Origin of the sequence: Lentibacillus songyuanensis (assembly GCF_039548255.1) — a bacterium.
GTDB classification, from domain to species: Bacteria; Bacillota; Bacilli; order Bacillales; family Amphibacillaceae; genus Lentibacillus_C; species Lentibacillus_C songyuanensis.
Window position 1 is genome coordinate 1 of sequence record NZ_JBCLVH010000009.1, and the last position, 17,723, is coordinate 17,723.

Genomic DNA, 17,723 nt, shown 5'->3' on the forward strand with positions numbered 1-17,723 from the left:
ATCCGCCCGTAGCGATCCCGGACGGCGGCAGCGGCACTCGTATTTAAAAATCAACGTCCTTTTTACGTCGCAGTTTAAGTAAACTACGCATTGACCTACCAAAAATAAAAGCACACGTCGCCTATGACGTGTGCTTTTATAAAAGGAGAGATCCCCCCTATGATCACAAAAAGGCCACAGACATGTGTGACCTTCTTGTTAAACAGATTTCGATTATGTACTACTAATCAGATACTGCCACCGTTTGAGGTCACACCATGGATATTGTTTTGTTTCAACTGCTGTTGCTGCTGTTGTCGCTGGATTATTTTTTGCATGGTCGTAACCTCCTCTCACTTTTTGATTCCTAATAATTATAGTATTACTAAAATTTAAAGTCAATCCTTTTTTTGGTTACTTCTTTAAAATAGACTAAATGTACGTAAAATACAAAAATCGTAAACAGGCTAATGTCAATCATCTTGTGTCAACCGTAGAACTTGCATCCGCGGTTGGTCAAATTCAAGGACACACACCAGAGAAAGATATTAATCCACTAAAAAAGAAGAAAATCACAACAGGTGATCTTCTTCCTTTTTTTGTTAATTTATCGCCGTTTGATCCTTTTTATTCCATCCAAGCTGCACCATTTTCTCAACTTGTTCGGTCGGCACGTGTGTCTCCTGAACAATCTGCTCGATGGATACATGAGGATGCTTGGTAATGAAATGTCTAACTTTGTCACTGGCTTTGAGGCATGCTGGACACATCATAAATGGGCTGGATTCCATTGGCAATTCACACAATCGGCACGTTCTCGCAAATACATCCATTCAATCACCCCTTATGCCTTTAACCTTATTATAGAGCAATCGGCAAAATTCAACAATGTGATTATGGGATTTTTTGCAAAAATGAGTCTTTTGGCGCTGTTTTGCACGTTTTATTTTTTACTTTTTCACCTCAGAAATGTCACTCATCATGCCAACATAATATTGCGGCTGACCTTTACTATTATTCAGCTGGCTGATGATTAGCCATTCGGGATAGATTTCCCCATTTTTTCGTTTGTTCCAGATTTCCCCTTCCCAATAGCCTTTCTCTCCAATAATCTTCCACATTGATTCATAAAAAGTCGTATCATGTTCACCAGATTTCAACACACTTGGCGTTTCCCCTTTTACTTCTTCTTCGGTAAATCCGGTTATTCGTGTGAAAGCCGGGTTCACATTACGGATAACACCATGCCTGTTAGTCACCATGATGCCTTCCGCAGTTCCTTCGATGATTCGCCGTTCGATATTCAAACGATCCTGATAATACATATAAATAACAAGGACAAAGCTTACCAGCGCAAATTCAGACAATGCCATAAAACCAATGGCATAATGTCCAGTTAAATTAAATACCGTTGTTAGGACAATCGGTGGAAAAAAGCCGCCGAGCCCCCCCATTGCTGAAACAATTCCATTGACAATTCCGGCCTGTCCAGCGAAATGCAGTGGGACAAGTTTAAATATCGTACCGTTGCCAATACCAACAAAAATAGCCACAGAAAGTGTACCAAACGTATAAATACCGATGGTTGGCGAAAATGACAGGATAACCCCGGAAATACTCGTTCCCAGAAAGATAATCATCAAAATAAAATAGGGATTAAATTTGTCTGCCAGCCAGCCTCCCAATGGACGCACCACTGTCGCTAACACAATAAATCCGGCGGTTCGGAGTCCAGCATCAACCGGATCAAGTGTGAAATGGGAAACTAAAAAGTTGGGTAAATATACGGTAAAGGCAACAAAAGCACCAAATGTAATAAAGTAGAAAAAGCTCAGAAACCATAATGTTTGATTACGGTAAACGCTTTTGATTTGCCCTACCATAGAAACTCTAACCTTTACTTCTTTACGATCACCCATAATAAAGTTAATCACGATAAATACTAATAACAAAATCAAATAAAAACGAACGGTACTTTCCCAGCCAATCGATCCAGCCAGGATAGGAGCAAAGAATGTACTGATTGCTGTTCCAGCGTTCCCTACCGCATAAATTCCATTGACCAATCCATGTTTTTCTTTTGGATAATACTTTGGCAGCGAGGTTACCCCAATCGAGAAGGTCGCACCCCCAACCCCTAAGAATAACCCACTAATAATTAAATCAGCATAAGAAGTCGCAATACTCATGTAAAATACCGGAAAAAGAAGTACAATAAAACTAATCATAAAGATTGTCCGGGCACCGAAGCGATTTGTATAGAACCCTAACGGAACCCTAAGCAACGAACCAAGAATAACCGGAATCGCCGTAACGAGTGACATTTGACTGGCGGTTAGCTGAATATCCTCATTTATAATTGGCATCAACGAAGAAATGAGTACCCACACCATAAACCCTACAACAAGACTGAGCGATTGCAGTGATAGTTGTACATTTGGTCTATTCATATCAATCATCCTTTCTACTTTTAGCTTGTTGCCATGTGTTGATCTTGATTTATCTACTTTCATTATATCAGCTTATGGCATAAAGGTTGGGTCATCTGTGAAAAATGTCACAATCTTGTCGTGAACTTTATGACACCTTTTTGACAGTCATCTATATCACGTTTGAAATCGGTTTATTAAATTTTTTAGAGCGTTTCATATTTATCATCCTAACAGGGTATATTAAGCAAAATCAATTTTTCCAAGGTGCGTTATGAAACTATTCACTTTCATTTTCATTTTCGCTATTATTATCATTTTTGTTAGACCTGCTAATTCAAAAACCAAAAAATTAGATTCTGCAATCTTAACGACTACATGAAATCTTGTAAATAGTACCAGCAAAGGAGACTAATACCACAATTGTCGAATGTTATTTTATTTCTGTTTTATAGTTTACATCCATATTTTTAGGGAAAAAGAAAAAGTACCTATAAACAACAGGCGGTGGCATAATGTCGTATGAGATGGTGAAACAGTGTATGGACCGTTTATTGATGAATAATAACAATCTTACGCTTCGTAAATACCCAGCATTCCCTTATGGACAACAATTAATCGATGATGAAGGTGACTATATTGTATTTTTCTACCATATCGATCGGGACAAAGTAATGTATTTTTTTAAAGGGGCAAAGGATTATTGGTTCCATATTGAAAATTGACAACTTCGGGGACAGTCCCCAATGACATAAACCCTTGAAATAGCGTATCGCAGTCCACTAAGTCATCAATCGCATCAACAGTAAGCACATTTTCCTCAATATATTGCAATGGATCCATCTGATCATCTCGTAGCTGTGTGAGACCGGTTTTCTTCAAATCGACTAATAATTACTCCAAAAATGACTCCTGATTAATTGTTTCGTTGACCAACCCATCCGTAAAGAATATCCCTACTTTTAACGTTCCATTCTTGCCTACCAGCATTTCCCGATAAACAATATCATCACTATTTCCGGTAGTTTCCATGATTTTTTGTTTGCTCTCATCCAAAGACGATGAAAGCCGTCTTTGATTTATTCCGTTTAGCTTTCTCCCCTTGTTCATCTTGCCCAGACGCAGAGCGTTTGGAATGATATGATATTTTTTTAGTTGCATTTTTTTCGGTTTCATCGTGTGATCGCCCCACTACTTTTAAAATTCCCTTTCTTCTTAAGGTGTATATTTTCCATTTGTTGCATTAATATGTAATAACTTGATGAATAAATGGGTTTTTAACTGTTCTTTGCAAATTACAACTTTAAAAGCACAATCCAGAAAATGGATTGTGCCCATTTACAAGGTTTGTTTATATTTCTTCGGAAAGAATAGAGGTAATCACATGCAGCGAATCCCACTCACCACCGGAAATGGCGATAATCTTGTACTTTTCGGGGAAAAGTTTCTCCCTGATTTCTTCAACCGAAAGACCATGCTGGTGCAGATGCTTTACCTCCCCGCTCAGATTTTCCAGATATTCCAGTTTTTGTTTGATCATCTTTCGTCCTTCCGGTACATACCCTGCGTGACAACAAAACATTGCTCCAAAATCATAGGTGAGCAGCTTTTTAATCGAATCCATTGTTGTCGGAATCGATTCACTACCCATAATCACTTTTGTTTTTGGGTTAACATACAGATCACCAGCGAACATAATTCCCGCTTCCTGATTGTATAACGCGTTATGATCAGACGCGTGTCCAGGTGTATAAATCACCTGCCACTCCTTGCTACGTGACCGGACTGTGTCGCCCATTGGTATGGCGTGGAATTTTTCCCGTTTCCCCCAAATGAACTGACGGTATTCAGGGTAGGGATAGGATTTAGCGCAAATATCAATGCCCTTGGGATGGAGATAAATGGGAACATCCCGGTTTTCCTGAATCCATGGTGCCGTTCCCGTGTGATCCTCATGGCTGTGTGTTAGGGTGACAAGGTCAAATGCATGCTTATCATAAAATGGGATCAGTTCTTCCACCAGTCGCTTAGGGCCAGTATCCACTAGCATGCCATCAGTTAGAAAAACGTAAACTCTATTTATTTTTTTGCCCTCCATGATGATATCCAGCTTGACGCAAGTAACATCCTCTTCCTCTGTTATGTGAATCATATATGTATACACCCCCCTGATTTACTATTTCATATTTTAACATAACTTTGATTTCACCACTATCAGTTAGGTCCAATCATGCAGCCTTTTATCACGTTTCAACCTGATGAAATCACGTATAAATCCGTAAAATAACTACAAAATAACACTGGACTTTGCAAAATTTATGGAGAGGAATGTTTTGATGGTTAATCAACCAAAAATGAGTGCAGCAGAGCTTGGAGCATTGTGGATGACATATCAGAAAAAAACAATGATATTACGGTTCTTGGAGTATTTCATCGAAAAAGCGGATGATCAAAAGGCAAAAGATCTAATGGAAAGCTTATGGGACGAAATAAATCCCATGGTCATCGAACTTAGGAGCATGTTGGAAAACGACGGGGCAGCATGTCCAACAGGATTTACCAAAGAAGATGTCAATCTGAATACACCACAGCTTTATGATAATGGGTTTGACATCATGTTCTGCAGGATTTTAAAGGAAATCAGCATGGGAATGTACGTGCTTCATATGACGACAGCATACCGGGAAGACATTGTACAGTTTTATAAACAGCTTACAAGTATCACACAAGCCTATTATCATCACTTTACCCAATATCTCCTTGATAATGGATTCCTTCCCCGGCCAAATTTTACCGTGATGCCTGTATCTACCGATTATATTACGAATAAAGATTATGTAAAAGGAACGAATCTTTTTGGTGAAAAACGGGTGTTAAATACGGTTGAATTTGGCATACTTTACCATACCGTGGAAACAAATATTACGGGTATGCAACTGATGGCGGGCTTTGCACAAACTGCCAAAGATGCCGACGTAAGAAAATATTTTACAAAAGGCCGGGAGCTTTCTAAGGAAATTGTAAATGAAACCGGTGAAATCCTGCTTAAGAATAATATTCAAGCTCCCGCAACACCAGGCGGCACAGTAACAAGTTCCACTGAGGCGCCATTTTCCAATAAGCTAATGATGTTTTGCAATTACCAGTTGGGTGGGTTTAGCATGGGTGGTCAAGGTTTTAGTGCAGCATTTATTTTGCGAAATGATGTGACAAGACATACTATCACATTTGCGAAAGATATCTTTGAATACACCATGGAAGGTACGAAATTAATGATGGAAAAAGGATGGTTGGAAGAGCCACCGAAAATGGATGTTTGAAACCTAAGGGACAGGTCTAGATTTTTAAAATCGATCTGTCCTTTTTAGATATATTACCTTGACTATCATAGTAATATGCTATATATTATACACAAGGAGGTGAGGATGTGGTTCAAGCAAAACTATCCTCTGACCTACTTCGTGGGCATGCGGATACGATGATTTTAAAACTTTTATTAAACGGCGATAAATATGGCTATGAAATTAGTAAACTAATCTTGATGAGTTCAGGAGGGCAATATGAATTAAAAGAAGCAACCATGTATTCCAGTTTAAAACGGCTTGAAAAGGAAGGAAGCATTCAATCCTATTGGGGTGACGCTACCCAGGGCGGACGGAGAAAATATTATACGATTACCGCCGCCGGAGAAGAAACATATAAACAAAACAAACAAAACTGGGAGCAGGCAAAACAAATACTGGATCGTTTGTTGTAAGTAAAAAATTAAAAAAGAAAGGAAAATGATCAATGATTGACCAAATAAAAGCACATGTGCACAGCATTTTTGCACCGTATCAAAATGTAAAATCCGCCCAAGAGCTGGAAGAGGAGTTATCGGAAAATCTCAAAGAAAAATTTGATGACTACAAACGAAACGGATATCGTGATGAGGAAGCATACCAGTTTACCATTGATTCAATCGGTGACGTATCGGAGTTGGTCGAATCCATTAATTTGCAGCACAATGAGTTGGAACAGGCTGTACGCATGAATTATTCCCGTCAGCGTCTTCGTGATTCCGATTTCCGCTCGGTTTCGGTTCACGATGGGAAATTTAATGCCTGTGATTTAAAAAGTTCAGATTTTAGCCACGCTGATCTAACAGACAGTATTTTTAAAAGCAGCAACTTACACAATTGTATTTTCGAGGATGCTAATTTAACTGGAACGCTATTTAAAAGCACAAACCTAAAAGGAGCTACGTTTAATGGTTGCAAATATGACCGTGCATACTTCAAAAGCTGCAATTTAGACGGGTTAGTTTTTGATGGAGAGTATTTTAACGGAACCATTTTTGAAGGTTCCACACTGAAGAAAGCAACATTTCGTAATACCACCCTTATGAACACCCAATTCCGCTTGTCAGATATGAAAAAAACTGACTTCTCGGGAGCAAAGATGGATAAGTTAACCTATAACTTTTTAAATGGAGCTAAGGCGGATCTTAGTAACGTAACGATTATATAGAGGGAGGCATTATCATGAGTATCGCGACCGCTATTGTTGTTTCTACGGCAATTATTTGTGTGACCATATTTATCACAGGTGTTACGTTAAAAGGAATGAGTATGAGAGATTGATACCATAATAGCCAAGGTGATTTTTCGATAAACCTTGGCTATTTATCAGTGAACTTCCTTCCCAAAAAGAGTTCGCTACTGTTTTTCCTTATTGCCAATGAAACCCAAGTATGTTTTACATAGCCCAGCATTACATATCCCAACCTTCAGGGTTCTCATATTTTGCCTTGGTGGAATTTTACGTATTTGCGGGTCTTTAAGTGGTAATCTTGGTTTTCGGAAATATAAGAGGCGCAGCGATATCTTAAAATGCGGGGCAAGTAATTGTTATTTTCGGTGGCGAGAATTGTATTATTGAAAAAATCGTGTTGGGTTTATTATGGAAGGCGAACAAAGGAATGACAAACAGTTCCTTCATTTATCCTTTTTGGATAAAAAAAGGTTTTCTAGCCTGTGTCCTGTTCTAAAATAGAGAAATATCGAACATTCCCGTCAATAGGCAACATTTCGCAGTTTTTTCTCATGCTGATTGGATTTGCTAGCAAGATAATCGACCGTTTCCTGTGTTTCCGTGAATTCCGCACGCAATCCTTTAAATTTATCATCCATTCGATCCAAGCGTTGATCAACCTGGTCAAATCTCTGATTCATCTGTTGCCGCATGTCATTCATTTCTTGCTGCATTTCTTGCCTTATTTCATCTTTCATCTTGTCCATTCCTTCATGAATTTCAGCAGAAAATTGTTTCAATGCTCCCCTAATCTGTTGCAAAGCAGATTGTTCCATGTTTATCACCTCCAATTCGTATTTGATTTTATTATACATTAAAAGGCACGAACATTGAAGAAAAAAATCGAAATATCTGTAAATTTATTGGAAGTTACCCGCCAATTCAATCGCCCCAAAATATTCATTCAATATAAACAGCAATCGTATCTTCACTTGCCGATTGCACAGCAACAATTTTACCGGTGATTTCCCGATCAATAGCATTTATCAACAGGTCAATATCAATACCTTCTGCATACCTTTTGACCTGGGGAATATGAGATGTGATTCCATGCCCAACTTTTAAAAGCGTTTGACCGATTGGATCGGAATATTACACTCACATTATCATGCTCGTCCGACTTCATGCATACCTTGAGCATTTTGCCCAAATGGCGATTGGTTGTTGTGAAAGTTGACACCCCCATCTTTTAAGGCAGTGATTAACCCTACCGCTTCATCTGCATCAAGCTTTACATTCAGAGCCATTGTATAGATCTTTGTCATATCATATTGCATGATACCCTTCATTTATTTTTATAATAGATTGGTTGCCTCTTTGGCGGTTATTTCGCCACTTTCCAGCATCCGATAATTTACGATTTGTTGTGTTTTGTTTCTTCAGCCGGTTGCCACTCATGACCAAGTTGGGTAATATTAATTTCATTTAATTTTCCCCGAAACATGGTTAAATTTAAATCATCTTTTTAAGTACATTAATTATACAAACAGGAAGATCGCAGGTGCTTGGTCTGATTCCTTTCCAAATCGTTCGCGTTTGAAAAAGCACATTATTATAACACAGAAAAACATGCTACAATAGAGAGAAAAATATACGGATGGGGCGGGTGATGAAATGCTTGATAAAAATTTTGTTGAGGAATGCATAGCCGAATCCAAAAAGACGTTACAAGATCAATTTGGTGTTGAAAAAATTGGGTATTTCGGTTCTTATGCACGAAATGAACAAAAACAGTCGAGTGATATAGACATACTTATCGAATTGGAAAAACCGATCGGGTTGGAATTTCTGGATATTAAGTATTATCTTGAAGATAAATTAGGTATCGCAGTGGACCTTGTAACCATCAATGCTTTAAAACCTCAAATGAAAGACCAAATATTAAAAGAGGTTATTTATCAATGAAAAGGGATTATAAGTTATTTATCGAGGACATTTTAGAAGCTATTCGTAAATTAGAAGTCTATACAGAAGGGATTTGAACAATCTAATTTAATCGTTGACGCTGTTCTACGAAATTTAGAAGTAATTGGGGAAGCAGCTAACAAAATTCCAAAAGAGCTAAGGGATAAATACCCAGAGGTGCCATGGAGAAAAATGAGTGATCTTCGCAACTTGCTTATCCATGAGTATTTTGGTATTGATTTTTCTATTGTTTGGGTTGTAGCCACTCAAAATATTCCGGAGATCAAACCTTACTTGATGAAAATAATCATCGATGACAGATAAACCTCTGCCTTAAAAACAGGAGTTAAAACAAATAAATACGGACAATCAAAAATAATATGATTGTCCGTGTTCCGGATTAAAGCAGGTGGCCGTTCGTTTAAGCAATGGTACTGTACCCTTCTTACTTGTGTTCGTAATTCTTTCGCTACGTCTGAATCAGTTATAAAATCCTACATTACTAATGTCTTCCTATGTGTAGCCTGTGACTTATATTTATCCATTTCCTTTCCAATTAAATACGTGAAAGCATAATAAGACCCCATCATTAGGAAATAATAACATATTACAAAATGGTAAAAATGGAGGTCTGACTATTTATGGAAAAGGATAAAAACATTGAATTAACAGCTGCCGAACTTTCAAATTTGTGGGATGCTTATCAAAGTGATACGTTAGCAATTTGTATAATTAGATACTTTTTAAATCACGTTGATGATGATGAAATACATCCATTACTACAGCGTACATTAGATTTTACGGAAGCACATATCCCAAAAATTATAGCTTTTTTTGAAGGTGAAGGGAACCCGATACCACAAGGGTTTACTGAAGATGATGTAAACGAAACCGCACCACGTCTCTTTACAGACAACTATATATTAAGGTACCTACACCAAATGGGGCAATTTGGTCTTAGTGCACATAGTTTTTCAGTTTCTTATGCTTCACGTCAGGATATTCACGCCTATTTTCCTGAATGTCTTCGAGAACACCTTGAACTACATAAAATGATAAATCTCGTAATGCTTTCAAAAGGCCTTTACATTCGTCCACCTTATATACCAAACCAAGAACTAGTCACTTTTGTTGAGTCGGATAATTTACTTCAAGGATGGTTTGGAAAGAAAAGACCATTATTAGCAGTTGAAATTACAAATTTGTTCGATGATATCCAACGAAATGACTTAGGTGTATCAACTCTAATTGGCTTTAGTCAAGTTGCCCAATCCAAAGAAGTTACGGACTATCTTGTGCGTGGGAAACAAATTGCTTCCAAACACGTTGAAGTTTACAGTTCCATTTTGCGTAAGGATAATCTTCCTATACCTATGATACCAGATACTGGTGTAACAAAATCAACCGTCCCTCCCTTTTCTGATAAGTTAATGTTGGCTTTAACCGCAGCATTAAACGGAATCGGCATAGGATATTATGGTTTGGCTATGGGAATGAGTATGAGGACTGATATTTCTGCCCAATATGCAAGGCTAACACTGGAAGTAGGGAAGTTTGCATTAGCCGGTGCAAAACTAATGATTAAAAACGGATGGATGGAACAACCTCCAATGAATGCAGACCGTGATGGATTAGCGAAAAAAGGATAGGTAAATGTTCAATGGAGGCAGAAAGATAAAAGTTATTGAAGCAATCATTTGGAATATTGCACTACCTGGGCTTGCACAAATTTTAAATGGAAAAATAATAAAAGGGTTAGTTTTAGTTGGATTGGGATTTTTGGTGAACATTCAATCCAATTTAAATCAAGCCATTTTATACAGTTTTAACGGGGAAATACAACTGGCTATTGATATAACGAATTATCAGTTGCTATTGTTCTATCCTTGTTGGTATATTTTTGCAATGTGGGACGTATATAAGGATACAGGTAGTGGAAAAGAATCCTTTTCATTTCTTCCGTTTGTTTTTTCCGCATATTCAATGACGGTAGGGGCTATATATTCACCAACGTTAAAAATTGGTGGTATATTGTTCGGACCGATATGGCTACCAACTTTGTTTCTACCTATAGGAATAATTGTTGGAACGGTGTTAAGAATTCTACTTAAGAAATTGTAATGGAACAAAAAATCACCCGTAACGTACCACTCTACTAATACAACTACAGGTGATTTTTTTCATAATCATTGATATTAATCCCTTGACTTGGCGTTGAATCTACGCCTATGTACTTCATGTTCACTTTTGCTATTGGAAATTACATTTTCCGACTTTTCCATTATGTCTTGAAATCTTTTTTCCATCTCTAGCATGGTATCGACGACTTTTAAGTCTTCGGTGGATAACGTCACCCCGTGATATTCTTCGCACAATTTTATCATACTCTCCCTATCTAAGTTTTTTAAAGCCTTCCCATAATCATCAACCAATCGTGATAACCCTTGCTCCTTCTGCCTTTTACTTTGAAGGTCTTTAAATTGGACTAGAATACCCTGTCGTTGTCCGCCTTGTTCAGTGTCCAATTCAATTACTCTTTTTTGGAAGTTACGTTCCATGTTGTGGTCCCCCTTATTTCCATGATAAAATATTCACAAAAATTAATAAAGTCTTTTCTATATTTCGGAGAAATCTGTAACAATTGCTACCTTTATACAAACTAGCCCCGCCGAAGTACGCCGTGGCGTTCCCTTCTCTTTCTCTTTACCCTATATTGTATATAGTGAAAAGATTAATTAGTATTTTGTAAAAGGAAGGGAGGATGTGTTTTTCTCCTTCTATTGGTTAAGTTATTGGTTCTTGTTTGTAAAGTATTCAGGTTAGCTTCTTTCAATTTCGCATATACAAAAAACTTCCCAAAGAGGGAAGTCCAATGCGTCCCAACTTCCTTGTGATATTCCGATATTCAACGCGGTAATTGCTATATGGTCGGATAATTTAAAAAGGGGACTAAAAAAACCAGAGAGCACTGAAAAAGTACCTTCATAATCGTTGGAAGAAAACAGGCTAAAACAGGCGACAGCAGGCCTGAAACGGGCGACAGAAAATTCCAAATTACGAGAGGCTTTCAAAACAAATCTATTTCACTTCGAACCTTTGTAGATATTGCCTATTTTATTCACTCCAAACTAAAATGGGTGCAAATATGCGTCAATTGATTCATTCATCTATAACCAAATAAATAATCTTAAAATTACTGTATTTATATATGGATTCACACTGTACAGCGATCGACTTGACCCATATGTCTAGAACAGACAGGAAACTAAATCTATATGGATCAGCCTTTTTGTTTATTCCTAGCTAATTTTTCTCGATTTTTAGTACCTGGTGGTTGTTCTAACCAATTATGTTGAATCATAATATCCGCTCCGCTTTTGGCCAGCCGGGAAACTTCAAGCGATAAACGTTCATAATTGATCATTAAATCAGTTCGTTGGCTGGCAGCTGCAGCAGTAGCATAATTCCCCATACCTGAGGCCATCAACAAAGACATATGAAACATCATCAATTTATCGGAAAATGTTTGCGTTGTCGAATCGCTTACAGCTACATCAGGTAAATGCGGGGCTTCAATATCATCTTTTAGAAGAGTATCCACGAAAATTTTATTATGCTTTTGCGAAACTTGCTTTGACCGAAGCATAAAATCCTGTATTTCTTTAAGAGGGGAGGTTTGGGCAAAGGCTAGGCACAACTTCGCTCCTATTGCATTTGTCATTGTATTTAAATATAAATGTGAAATTTCCACAGCATTTAACGGGCGTTTACTACTGAAAGGATTTAGACCACTATAATATTTCTTACTATCAACATAATCTGTTTCTTTAGGAACCTTAATATATGGATGTCTCGCATTTACTCCTTTACGAAGAGCAATTTTAAGTGACTGGTTATAGAGATTCCCGACTTCGTTTAACCCTTGTAAAAAATACGCACATATGTCTAATCGATAGCTAATAGCCACAAAACCACTATATGCCAGCATACCAACCCTAGCCATATGGTTCACATAAGTTAAACAGAATGTATCTGTAAACAGCCAAGGAGCACTCATATTCACATCTTGCTTGGTAAATCCATTTGGGATAGCGAATTGTTCTTTTTCAAATATAGACACTAACTTTTCTAAATGAGTAGATGAAAAGTCATATGCGTACTGAATAACGGGTTTTATATCAGGGTCCTCAATATCCTTCAGCATAAAACCCAATATTTGCTTTGACATACTATCATTCATATATCCCGTCCAAAGTGCTCCAATCTCACTAGATGTAAGGCGAATATTTGATTCATTCACAGTGTTACCTCCTAAAAATTATGAAGATAGGTTTACTATTTGCTTTAAATATCGAATTTATAACTCAAAGGTGGATTATTTTTTGATTAATGGCTACTTCAGCGAGTATGAATATTTTAGATGCTGCTCTTTGTCCTTTTTTCGATTTCTAACAGTAGTTATGAATAACAACATGTCTTCATTTGTAAATCATACATAACCTATTACAAATTAGGAAGGCTACATAGAGAGAGTATAATGCTCAAAAAACACGGGAGGTAATTCTCATGGCAAATCAAAATCAGAACCAACAACAAAATCAACAGCTGCAACAAGCTTTGCAACAGGCTCAGGCAGCGCAACAAGCAGTACAACAGGCACAAGCTAGTGCAAATCCGCAGCAAATGCAACAAGCTCAGCAGCAATTGCAGCAAGCACAGCAAGGGTTGCAAAGTGCACAAGCTAGTACCAATGCACAGCAAAACACACAATTACAAGAGGCGCAACAGCAGGTTCAACAAGCACTCCAGCAGGTTCAACAAACCCAGAATTCTCAACAGAACCAGAACAATAATTTTCAATAATCATTAGAAGGAATGTTGCTTGAATAAAGTTTGATTAATAATAACCTGCAAACCATATTTTTACGTTAAATAAAAGGAACCCGTTTTGAAAAAGGATTAGTCAAAACGGGTTCCTTCTTGTGAAGTACTATACAATTTTTATAAAAAAGATTGATCTTTTTCTACCTGTGTTGTTCCACAACCTATTCTTGAATAATGTAACTCTGTTCTCCAAATCTGCTTTGCTTCAATTGTAATTCGATTATCCCTTAGAAACAGAAATAGGGTCGAAGCCAGATTCCTTAATCTTAATATTTTGAACTGCTCTATTTCAGTAACTTGAATGGAACAAATTTGCCAAGCCAGAAATGATTTTTAAGCCACTTCTTTACGATCATTTTTATAGTCACTACCAAGTGCCGACTCAAAAATAGTTAATATCAGTGAAATGACCAATTTTGTACCAGGCGAAAGACTAATACTACTCATAAATTCATCAACCGTAAAAATTACAATCAAATTTGTCACAAACCCAAAAATAAATCGGATAACAAATGCTGTTATCTTTCCCGATACCTTTTTTGCTGATATATCAGCCATAGCGCCTAAAACCAAATCAACTAGCAGTCCTAGAATAAAGAAACCTATTACAAAAATCAATAATGACCAATTAGACTTATACTGAACTCCGAGCACTTCAAAAATCCCTGCTATTCCAAATAAGTAAACCCCTAACAAAAGTCCAATTATAATAACAGCGAAAACGGTCATACTAATTATAGTTTTTATGTTGCCTTTCATTGATTGGTTATTCTCCTTACTTCAACAATATTTCCCGATTGCGCACGATTATCAGACTATCGTTTCCAAAAGCTAAAGAAAATGCTAATAATAAAATATTATATCACCAAATTGATAAAGGGTCTGTCAACACAATCCATTTATTATTATTCCGGATAAAAAATCCCCATATGAAAGTGCTAATTATAAAAGTTACTGAAAGTAGCAAAAAGTCCCCCAAAAAGCCAGCCTTTCCTTTGCCATTATAACCCCTCCTATCGCCGCAAAACTACATACTTCTTATTTCAATTAATGCACCCGTTCGGGTTAATCCTAAACTATTCGATAAAATTTAATATCCTCTAAACTCATGAAGTAGCATGCTTAATTCGTCATTTTTTTGAACAAAATCATAAAGGTAATCTTCTGTAATACGAAATTGCTTTCCATTCCTCTGCTTGGTGGCTAAAATTTGCTCATCATCAATGGTTATTTGAAAGCTATGAACAATCCTATTTCTCATGTTTACTATTTCCGAAAAACAAGAGGCTATTTTTCTCCCAGAGAGTCTAGATATTGTCTCTTTTATTGGCTGGCTCAGCTCCCCTGAAGGATAATCAATTAATTCATGCCAATTATAATCGTTACCTTCATCGTTTCTTAGTATATTTTCAATAACAAACGAATTATTAGAGTTAAAAACACAAATTGCGCTCCCCAGTAATTCCCTATATTTCCTGGATGGCAAAGACTGTCTGCTGTATTCTTCATTCACTTCACTGTTCACCTCATTGTTTAGAATTGGAATATTCTTTGTATTATTTATAAAATTCACTTTTAATCTTTACAGTCTGGCATGATTCAAGCACAATGCTTCCTCAACAACTGAGCCTATTTATTGAACAAGCAATATAGTTTTAACTATATTGCTTTTTTAAAAGATGTTAAAGATGAGCACTCTGTTATTTTTGTTTCATCTGTTTTTAAAAATCCATTTTTCAAATAAAAGGCTATTGCTGGAGCATTCTTGGTTCCGGTGGATACTACTATTGCTTCAAAATTTTCCATATTTCTTTCAACGAAATTTAATAATTTCTTGGCAATGCCTTTTCTGAAAGCTTAGGATGCACCATTAGCCGATGCATATCAATTAGCCCTTTTGTCTGCCTTTACAGACAACTCCACATAACTCTTCATTTGAGTAATATCCAAAGAAAGTCTCACTACATTATTACAACGACTAAACTGTGTTCTTTAATGGCAGTATATCATAAAGTTAATTATTTCTGCTTCCACCTTGTATGGAGGTATTTGAATGTTTAATACTTCCTTTGAACCCTCGGGATTGGTTATATTAATATTTTTAATCAAGACTATTCCCATTTACTAGTTAAACAATATGACCAGTTTGTTGCATTGTCACAATATGGATAGAGAATGTAATGTATCAAACCCTTTCTTGTATTAGCTTCAAAAACTCATCTTTAGCTTGAACACATACTTCTTTGCTGACAGTATTCTCACCAATGAATTCAAGAGAAATTCGATACCCTTTTTGTATAAATTGATTACCTACAGATATGCCGTCTTCTTTTGATTCTCCACAAACAAATCGCTTAGCTGCTCTTTGAAATAAAGGATAGAGTTCTAGTGATTGTTGAATGTACCCCTTTATTTCCAAATTGCGCGCAACGGAATTTAATGCATCCACAAATTGATTTTGATCCGAAGTAAAATCCAATATTATCACTCTTTATAAATGATAAACTACTTACGTTATTTTTTCTATACATTAATATAGTACGTGCTACCAAAAAATTGAATTTTGTACGCTAAGAAAAATTTGCTTTTGTAGATTTGAATGAAATAAAATCTGTTCAAAAAAATTTTCATTTTATATTAATCATTAACTATACCGTAAACAAACTATGATACTCGGCGTTAATGGCTTCAGGCAATCATTTATTAGGGGAAAGCATTACATTTAAGAAAGGAAGCATACAGATGGGCGAGGAAATCAGCTATAATCTAGATGGAATTGATAAAACATTTTGGAACAAATGAAACTAAAAAGAAGGGAAATTCTTAAAAATTGCGAGTCCATCAAAAAAAGAAATTGTCATTAAAATCTTGATGAATTAACTAAATTGACAAATGGAACCTGTAAATAAATTTCTTTCTATTGAATTACCGAACCAAAATATTTCAAATAGGTATTTGAATACGAAAAATCCCAATTCAAGTGGAGCTGCCAGAATATAGGAACGATCAGCCATACATTCTGGCAGAATAAAGTCCGGTGCCTTCATAGAAAGGGAAGTGTGTACACGCCAGAACATAGTCAGCGTAACTTCCTGCCCGTTTCGAGTTATAACTATCGGCTGCTTACCCGATTTAATATCTACTGCGGTAGTATTTTCAAAAATGTGTGCACCTTTTTCCTTGATGGTTTTGACAAGGTTGGCGAGATATTTTGTTGGGTGAAACTGTGCCTGGTTTTTCATTACCAGTCCATTTTTAACCTCTGTGCTGACAGGGATGTTATCTACTAGTTCACCGTCAATTCAAAGTTTATCATAGGCTTTTACTTCCTTTGTTAACTTACGAGCATATTCATCCGTAGTGGCGTACATGTAGGCATCCTGTTTACTAAAGTCACAATCAATTTGTTGCTGCTCCACTATTTTTTCGATCAATTGTAGAGCTTCTATATTCGCTTGATAGTACTTCTTCGCCTTTTCCTACCAATATTTTGGATGAATTCGTCGTAAATGAGACCATGTTGCGCCGTGATTTTTGCGGTGGTATGTCCAGAGGTCCCATGCATTAATTTATCAGCCTCGAAGCGTAACGTTATATTCTTTCTCGGTTAGCAAATAGGCGGCTGTGACCCCCGTAATCCCTCCCCCGACAATGGCAACGTCAGTATGCATGTTTTCTTCCAAATGGGGAAACTTAGGAAGACCAATAGCATCTATCCAATATGATTTGGAAGCTTGCGGCATCATCCGATTATCTTCTTTAGGCATAATAACTCCTCCTACAGGTATGGTTATGTTATTATGCTCTCCTTTCAATATGGAACTATCCACAGGTCAATTTTAATCGAAATTCAAGCATGGATTCGTTTTAAAAAAAGATTGATCATTTAAAGTCCGATAATTCAAATTGCAGTAGTTCCGTCAATCAGGCCATGAAGAACAAAATACTAATGGG

General features: G+C 36.8%; 25 protein-coding genes. 9 read left to right on the forward strand and 16 right to left on the reverse strand.

Features of this window, described 5'->3' with window-relative positions:
* Positions 1 to 581 precede the first annotated feature (581 nt).
* Together WMZ97_RS10525 and WMZ97_RS10530 are read right to left on the reverse strand one after the other, a co-directional pair.
* Positions 582 to 812 (reverse strand): hypothetical protein, encoded by a 231-nt coding sequence (locus WMZ97_RS10525; RefSeq protein ID WP_343272047.1) that lies wholly within the window; start codon positions 810 to 812, stop codon positions 582 to 584.
* A 117-nt stretch (positions 813 to 929) separates the two neighbouring features.
* Positions 930 to 2,429 carry a nitrate/nitrite transporter gene (locus WMZ97_RS10530; protein WP_343272048.1) on the reverse strand — a complete coding sequence of 500 codons (1,500 nt, stop codon included), beginning with the start codon at positions 2,427 to 2,429 and terminating at the stop codon, positions 930 to 932.
* A 494-nt stretch (positions 2,430 to 2,923) separates the two neighbouring features.
* On the opposite strand from WMZ97_RS10530, the gene WMZ97_RS10535 reads away from it, so the two are divergent.
* Positions 2,924 to 3,133, forward strand: a complete 210-nt coding sequence (locus tag WMZ97_RS10535; RefSeq protein ID WP_343272049.1) for a hypothetical protein — start codon at positions 2,924 to 2,926, stop codon at positions 3,131 to 3,133.
* Positions 3,134 to 3,302: 169 nt separating this feature from the next.
* Here the strand turns inward: WMZ97_RS10535 and WMZ97_RS10540 are convergent, their stop codons facing one another.
* Both WMZ97_RS10540 and WMZ97_RS10545 read right to left on the reverse strand, forming a co-directional pair.
* Positions 3,303 to 3,584, reverse strand: a complete 282-nt coding sequence (locus tag WMZ97_RS10540) for a hypothetical protein (protein ID WP_343272050.1) — start codon at positions 3,582 to 3,584, stop codon at positions 3,303 to 3,305.
* A gap of 175 nt (positions 3,585 to 3,759) precedes the next feature.
* Complete coding sequence (locus tag WMZ97_RS10545) at positions 3,760 to 4,560, reverse strand: MBL fold metallo-hydrolase (RefSeq protein ID WP_343272051.1); 801 nt, start codon at positions 4,558 to 4,560, stop codon at positions 3,760 to 3,762.
* Between the two features lie 184 nt (positions 4,561 to 4,744).
* On the opposite strand from WMZ97_RS10545, the gene WMZ97_RS10550 reads away from it, so the two are divergent.
* The 3 genes from WMZ97_RS10550 to WMZ97_RS10560 all read left to right on the forward strand — a co-directional run bounded on the left by WMZ97_RS10550 (position 4,745) and on the right by WMZ97_RS10560 (position 6,917).
* The gene (locus WMZ97_RS10550; protein ID WP_343272052.1) at positions 4,745 to 5,728 is read left to right on the forward strand and encodes a DUF3231 family protein; all 984 of its coding nucleotides are present in this window, start codon (positions 4,745 to 4,747) and stop codon (positions 5,726 to 5,728) included.
* Between the two features lie 158 nt (positions 5,729 to 5,886).
* Complete coding sequence (locus WMZ97_RS10555; RefSeq protein WP_405027684.1) at positions 5,887 to 6,165, forward strand: PadR family transcriptional regulator; 279 nt, start codon at positions 5,887 to 5,889, stop codon at positions 6,163 to 6,165.
* 32 nt (positions 6,166 to 6,197) lie between these two features.
* Positions 6,198 to 6,917: a pentapeptide repeat-containing protein gene (locus tag WMZ97_RS10560; protein WP_343272054.1), complete on the forward strand. Its 720-nt coding sequence runs from the start codon at positions 6,198 to 6,200 to the stop codon at positions 6,915 to 6,917.
* A gap of 545 nt (positions 6,918 to 7,462) precedes the next feature.
* On the opposite strand, the gene WMZ97_RS10565 is transcribed toward WMZ97_RS10560, so the two are convergent.
* From WMZ97_RS10565 to WMZ97_RS10575, 3 genes are all read right to left on the reverse strand, one after another.
* Positions 7,463 to 7,756, reverse strand: a complete 294-nt coding sequence (locus WMZ97_RS10565) for a hypothetical protein (protein WP_343272055.1) — start codon at positions 7,754 to 7,756, stop codon at positions 7,463 to 7,465.
* Between the two features lie 330 nt (positions 7,757 to 8,086).
* Positions 8,087 to 8,257 carry a hypothetical protein gene (locus WMZ97_RS10570; RefSeq protein WP_343272056.1) on the reverse strand — a complete coding sequence of 57 codons (171 nt, stop codon included), beginning with the start codon at positions 8,255 to 8,257 and terminating at the stop codon, positions 8,087 to 8,089.
* A complete protein-coding gene (locus WMZ97_RS10575) occupies positions 8,247 to 8,405 on the reverse strand; it encodes a hypothetical protein (RefSeq protein WP_343272057.1) in 159 nt (52 codons plus the stop codon). The genes WMZ97_RS10570 and WMZ97_RS10575 overlap by 11 nt, the downstream gene beginning before the upstream one ends.
* A 189-nt stretch (positions 8,406 to 8,594) precedes the next feature.
* Between WMZ97_RS10575 and WMZ97_RS10580 the strand changes: the two genes are divergently transcribed.
* From WMZ97_RS10580 to WMZ97_RS10595, 4 genes are all read left to right on the forward strand, one after another.
* The gene (locus tag WMZ97_RS10580; protein ID WP_343272058.1) at positions 8,595 to 8,885 is read left to right on the forward strand and encodes a nucleotidyltransferase family protein; all 291 of its coding nucleotides are present in this window, start codon (positions 8,595 to 8,597) and stop codon (positions 8,883 to 8,885) included.
* Positions 8,886 to 9,008: 123 nt separating this feature from the next.
* A complete protein-coding gene (locus WMZ97_RS10585; protein WP_343272203.1) occupies positions 9,009 to 9,209 on the forward strand; it encodes a HepT-like ribonuclease domain-containing protein in 201 nt (66 codons plus the stop codon).
* Positions 9,210 to 9,526: 317 nt separating this feature from the next.
* Positions 9,527 to 10,534, forward strand: a complete 1,008-nt coding sequence (locus WMZ97_RS10590; protein ID WP_343272059.1) for a DUF3231 family protein — start codon at positions 9,527 to 9,529, stop codon at positions 10,532 to 10,534.
* 4 nt (positions 10,535 to 10,538) lie between these two features.
* Positions 10,539 to 11,006, forward strand: a complete 468-nt coding sequence (locus WMZ97_RS10595; protein WP_343272060.1) for a hypothetical protein — start codon at positions 10,539 to 10,541, stop codon at positions 11,004 to 11,006.
* 74 nt (positions 11,007 to 11,080) lie between these two features.
* On the opposite strand, the gene WMZ97_RS10600 is transcribed toward WMZ97_RS10595, so the two are convergent.
* On the reverse strand, positions 11,081 to 11,443 hold the full coding sequence (locus tag WMZ97_RS10600; protein ID WP_343272061.1) for a hypothetical protein: 363 nt from the start codon (positions 11,441 to 11,443) through the stop codon (positions 11,081 to 11,083).
* A gap of 722 nt (positions 11,444 to 12,165) precedes the next feature.
* Positions 12,166 to 13,185, reverse strand: coding sequence for a DUF3231 family protein (locus tag WMZ97_RS10605; protein WP_343272062.1), 1,020 nt, complete (start codon positions 13,183 to 13,185; stop codon positions 12,166 to 12,168).
* A 266-nt stretch (positions 13,186 to 13,451) separates the two neighbouring features.
* Between WMZ97_RS10605 and WMZ97_RS10610 the strand changes: the two genes are divergently transcribed.
* Positions 13,452 to 13,748 carry a hypothetical protein gene (locus WMZ97_RS10610; protein ID WP_343272063.1) on the forward strand — a complete coding sequence of 99 codons (297 nt, stop codon included), beginning with the start codon at positions 13,452 to 13,454 and terminating at the stop codon, positions 13,746 to 13,748.
* Positions 13,749 to 14,102: 354 nt separating this feature from the next.
* Here WMZ97_RS10610 and WMZ97_RS10615 read toward each other — a convergent pair whose 3' ends face one another.
* The 7 genes from WMZ97_RS10615 to WMZ97_RS10645 all read right to left on the reverse strand — a co-directional run bounded on the left by WMZ97_RS10615 (position 14,103) and on the right by WMZ97_RS10645 (position 17,536).
* The gene (locus tag WMZ97_RS10615; RefSeq protein WP_343272064.1) at positions 14,103 to 14,528 is read right to left on the reverse strand and encodes a YrvL family regulatory protein; all 426 of its coding nucleotides are present in this window, start codon (positions 14,526 to 14,528) and stop codon (positions 14,103 to 14,105) included.
* Positions 14,529 to 14,859: 331 nt separating this feature from the next.
* Entirely contained in the window at positions 14,860 to 15,282 is a 423-nt protein-coding gene (locus WMZ97_RS10620; protein WP_343272065.1) for a selenium binding protein, read from the reverse strand.
* Between the two features lie 146 nt (positions 15,283 to 15,428).
* Positions 15,429 to 15,611, reverse strand: a complete 183-nt coding sequence (locus WMZ97_RS10625; RefSeq protein WP_343272204.1) for an N-acetyltransferase — start codon at positions 15,609 to 15,611, stop codon at positions 15,429 to 15,431.
* Between the two features lie 343 nt (positions 15,612 to 15,954).
* Positions 15,955 to 16,248: a hypothetical protein gene (locus WMZ97_RS10630; protein WP_343272066.1), complete on the reverse strand. Its 294-nt coding sequence runs from the start codon at positions 16,246 to 16,248 to the stop codon at positions 15,955 to 15,957.
* 397 nt (positions 16,249 to 16,645) lie between these two features.
* Entirely contained in the window at positions 16,646 to 17,071 is a 426-nt protein-coding gene (locus WMZ97_RS10635; RefSeq protein ID WP_343272205.1) for an FAD-dependent oxidoreductase, read from the reverse strand.
* The gene (locus tag WMZ97_RS10640) at positions 17,072 to 17,203 is read right to left on the reverse strand and encodes a hypothetical protein (protein WP_343272067.1); all 132 of its coding nucleotides are present in this window, start codon (positions 17,201 to 17,203) and stop codon (positions 17,072 to 17,074) included. It lies immediately after the preceding gene.
* A 138-nt stretch (positions 17,204 to 17,341) separates the two neighbouring features.
* Positions 17,342 to 17,536, reverse strand: coding sequence for an FAD-dependent oxidoreductase (locus WMZ97_RS10645; RefSeq protein ID WP_343272068.1), 195 nt, complete (start codon positions 17,534 to 17,536; stop codon positions 17,342 to 17,344).
* Positions 17,537 to 17,723 lie beyond the last annotated feature (187 nt).

Coding starts and splice junctions, on each gene's coding strand:
- WMZ97_RS10575 (WP_343272057.1), bottom strand. CDS start 8,405: ATGAAATTAATATTACCCAACTTGGTCATGAGTGGCAACCGGCTGAAG.
- WMZ97_RS10565 (WP_343272055.1), bottom strand. CDS start 7,756: ATGGAACAATCTGCTTTGCAACAGATTAGGGGAGCATTGAAACAATTT.
- WMZ97_RS10540 (WP_343272050.1), bottom strand. CDS start 3,584: ATGAAACCGAAAAAAATGCAACTAAAAAAATATCATATCATTCCAAAC.
- WMZ97_RS10525 (WP_343272047.1), bottom strand. CDS start 812: ATGGATGTATTTGCGAGAACGTGCCGATTGTGTGAATTGCCAATGGAA.
- WMZ97_RS10595 (WP_343272060.1), top strand. CDS start 10,539: ATGTTCAATGGAGGCAGAAAGATAAAAGTTATTGAAGCAATCATTTGG.
- WMZ97_RS10550 (WP_343272052.1), top strand. CDS start 4,745: ATGGTTAATCAACCAAAAATGAGTGCAGCAGAGCTTGGAGCATTGTGG.
- WMZ97_RS10530 (WP_343272048.1), bottom strand. CDS start 2,429: ATGAATAGACCAAATGTACAACTATCACTGCAATCGCTCAGTCTTGTT.
- WMZ97_RS10610 (WP_343272063.1), top strand. CDS start 13,452: ATGGCAAATCAAAATCAGAACCAACAACAAAATCAACAGCTGCAACAA.
- WMZ97_RS10645 (WP_343272068.1), bottom strand. CDS start 17,536: ATGCCTAAAGAAGATAATCGGATGATGCCGCAAGCTTCCAAATCATAT.
- WMZ97_RS10545 (WP_343272051.1), bottom strand. CDS start 4,560: ATGATTCACATAACAGAGGAAGAGGATGTTACTTGCGTCAAGCTGGAT.
- WMZ97_RS10600 (WP_343272061.1), bottom strand. CDS start 11,443: ATGGAACGTAACTTCCAAAAAAGAGTAATTGAATTGGACACTGAACAA.
- WMZ97_RS10580 (WP_343272058.1), top strand. CDS start 8,595: ATGCTTGATAAAAATTTTGTTGAGGAATGCATAGCCGAATCCAAAAAG.
- WMZ97_RS10535 (WP_343272049.1), top strand. CDS start 2,924: ATGTCGTATGAGATGGTGAAACAGTGTATGGACCGTTTATTGATGAAT.
- WMZ97_RS10590 (WP_343272059.1), top strand. CDS start 9,527: ATGGAAAAGGATAAAAACATTGAATTAACAGCTGCCGAACTTTCAAAT.
- WMZ97_RS10560 (WP_343272054.1), top strand. CDS start 6,198: ATGATTGACCAAATAAAAGCACATGTGCACAGCATTTTTGCACCGTAT.
- WMZ97_RS10615 (WP_343272064.1), bottom strand. CDS start 14,528: ATGAAAGGCAACATAAAAACTATAATTAGTATGACCGTTTTCGCTGTT.
- WMZ97_RS10555 (WP_405027684.1), top strand. CDS start 5,887: ATGATTTTAAAACTTTTATTAAACGGCGATAAATATGGCTATGAAATT.
- WMZ97_RS10570 (WP_343272056.1), bottom strand. CDS start 8,257: ATGCAATATGATATGACAAAGATCTATACAATGGCTCTGAATGTAAAG.